Below are 2,629 nucleotides of genomic sequence, written 5' to 3' on the forward strand. Positions count from 1 at the left end.
ACACCGCTGAGGAATACCAGCCGCTTCGCCAGCCGGGCCTCGATGCCGAAGAAAGCCTGGTCGCCGAGTTCGCCGCTGACCCAGCGCAGCCGCGCGCACAGCAGTTCGATCATGGCACGCGCCAGCGACGGATTTTTTTCAATGCGATCAAAGAGTTGTGTTCGGCTAAGTGAAACCAGCTCGCAAGCGGTGTGACAGATGGCGGTGGCCGTGCGCGGGAGCCCGTCGAGGGCGCCGATCTCGCCGACGAGGCTGCGCGAGAGCTCGATATTGGCCACCAGCTTCTGTCCGCCCGGCGAATAGAGCGAGATTTCGACGGTGCCGCTGATCACGCCGTAGATACGGTCGGATGCATCCTCCTGGACGAACAGGTGCTGACCGGCGGCGTAGCGCTCGACCTTGCAGCCGCCGAACAGCAGCTCGAACTGGCGCGGGTCGATCCGCGCCAGGCGCGGCACGGCGCCCCTGTCGTCTACCCCGGCTGTGGCCATGATGCGATTCCGCCTCTCGTTGAGGGGAAATTGTAGGACAAGTGCATGCTCGATCATAGCTTCGTCTCCGTTGATGGTCGCCAGTCGCCGGGCGACATGCCTCTGGCAGCAGTCCCGGACGCCAACCTGCTTCGAAAAACAGATTGGCCCGGCAATTGATTGACTGACACGCCTGGCGGAGCGCGATCGATCTTCGAAACGCCGTCCGCGCGCGTCGGTGGGAGGTGCCTACGCGCGCAGACAGCAAATCTGAAAATGGCTAGGTGATCGAAATTCCTTGCCGAGGAACGGCCCCATTTTCAGGCCCGGAAGCCTTGTCGGACCTGTGCATCGAAGCAGAAGCCAGTGCCACCCGGTGCAATATTTGTGCGTGAAGCTCGCCCGACGTATGTGAAGGCGATCACAGAAGCGTCTGTCGCCCGGCGCGATCGTCATTTTCCGAATGTATGTTTCGGACGCCAAGCATATCGTGCCGAAACACAATCGGCTTGATTTCCTGGTGGACAAACAGACCGATCGAATCATGGCTTGAAACTTGGCTTGACCGGAGATGACGGCCGACGCCATGATTCCATTTCCGGGGAGGGGTGCGCCATGGCGAGGGGACTCCTGATCAAGGTTCGCGGCGATGGCACCGGGCTTGCAGCGCGAGGCCGGTCGCTTGGCATAGGGGGCATCGACGCCGAACCGATCCTGACCCTGCCGCCGGGTGCGTCCGGCGCTGACTACGGGGCAGCGGGGGACCGTGGCGCGACCTGGCTGCGGGTTTCCGCCAAGGCGGCAGGCTCGGACAATCCTTGGGACGATGCCCACAAGCTCTTAGCCCGCGGCGGAGATTTCGCGGCGGCGGGCGTGGATGTCCTGGCAGTCGAGCCCGATATCGAACAGCGATGGGAGTACAAGAACGGCAGCGGCGATCGCGGCATGGCGGCGAGCGCCGCGCCTGCCTGCACCTTCGACGATCAGGATCCTCGCGGCGGACAAGCGGTCGTCCGGGACGGTGTCGCCTGGAACGCCGGGCCGAATTTCAGCCAATTCGCGGCCGCCCGCACCAGGGTCGGCGCCAAGCAGGCCAACATCACCATCGCTCATCTCGATACCGGCTTCGATCCGGGACATCGCACATTGCCGGCCGGGCTTCTGGCGGCAAAGCAGCGCAATTTCGTCGATGACGGCACCGGACCGGACAACGCGACCGATCATGCGCCTGCCGGCACGCTCACCAGCAATCGCGGTCACGGCACCGGCACGCTCAGCCTGCTGGCCGGCAACAAGCTCGACGGCGCCTCGCCAAATTGGCCGGGCTTCACCGACTTCGTTGGCGGCGCCCCGCGGGCCAAGATCCTTCCGGTGCGCATCGCCGACTGGGTGGTGCGGCTGACGACGGGCACGATGGTGCAAGGCATCGAGTATGCGCGCCAGCAAGGCGCTCAGGTGCTGTCGATGAGCATGGGCGGCCTCGCCTCGCAAGCGCTGGTCGATGCCATCAACCTTGCTTACGACCATGGCCTGGTCATGGTCACCGCGGCCGGCAACAACTTTGCCATCACGCCTCGCAGCATCGTCTATCCCGCGCGCTACAACCGTGTGCTGGCGGCATGCGGCGTGATGGGCGACGGCCGCGCCTATGCCGGACTCGCCTTCGGCACCATGCAGGGCAACTACGGCCCGCCATCGAAGATGAAGACGGCGCTCGGCGCCTACACGCCGAACGTGCCCTGGGCGGAGATCGACTGCGCCAAGGTCGTCGACATGGATGGCAACGGCACGTCGGCGGCGACGCCGCAGATCGCGGCAGCCGCGGCGCTTTGGCTGGCCGAGCACTGGGATCGCGTGAAGACTTATCCGCAGCCATGGATGCGCATCGAGGCCGTCCGCTTCGCGCTGTTCAAGGTGGCGCAGAAATCCACGCCGAAGATGAACACCGCCGAGACGCTGGAGAAGATCGGACAGGGGGTGGTTCGCGCTCTCGATGCGCTGGCCATCTCCCCACCGGCTGAGAACCAGCTCCGGAAACTGCCGCCGGCCACCTACACATGGAGCTGGCTGGATCTGCTCACCGGCGGCAATTCTCTGGCGGCACAGCCACCGCCCGCCGTCCAAAGGCAAAAGATGTTTGCGCTCGAGCTTATGCAGAT

General features: G+C 64.7%; 2 protein-coding genes. One reads left to right on the plus strand and one right to left on the minus strand.

Annotated elements, in window-relative coordinates; all coding sequences use genetic code 11:
- The coding region (locus EOA38_RS33090) for a Crp/Fnr family transcriptional regulator (RefSeq protein WP_145966187.1) at positions 1-491 on the minus strand (491 nt) is incomplete at its 3' end.
- 594 nt (positions 492-1,085) lie between these two features.
- On the opposite strand from EOA38_RS33090, the gene EOA38_RS33095 reads away from it, so the two are divergent.
- The coding region (locus tag EOA38_RS33095) for a S8 family serine peptidase (RefSeq protein ID WP_145966186.1) at positions 1,086-2,629 on the plus strand (1,544 nt) is incomplete at its 3' end.

The sequence above is a fragment of the Mesorhizobium sp. M1E.F.Ca.ET.041.01.1.1 genome (genome assembly GCF_003997355.1).
Classification (GTDB): domain Bacteria; phylum Pseudomonadota; class Alphaproteobacteria; order Rhizobiales; family Rhizobiaceae; genus Mesorhizobium.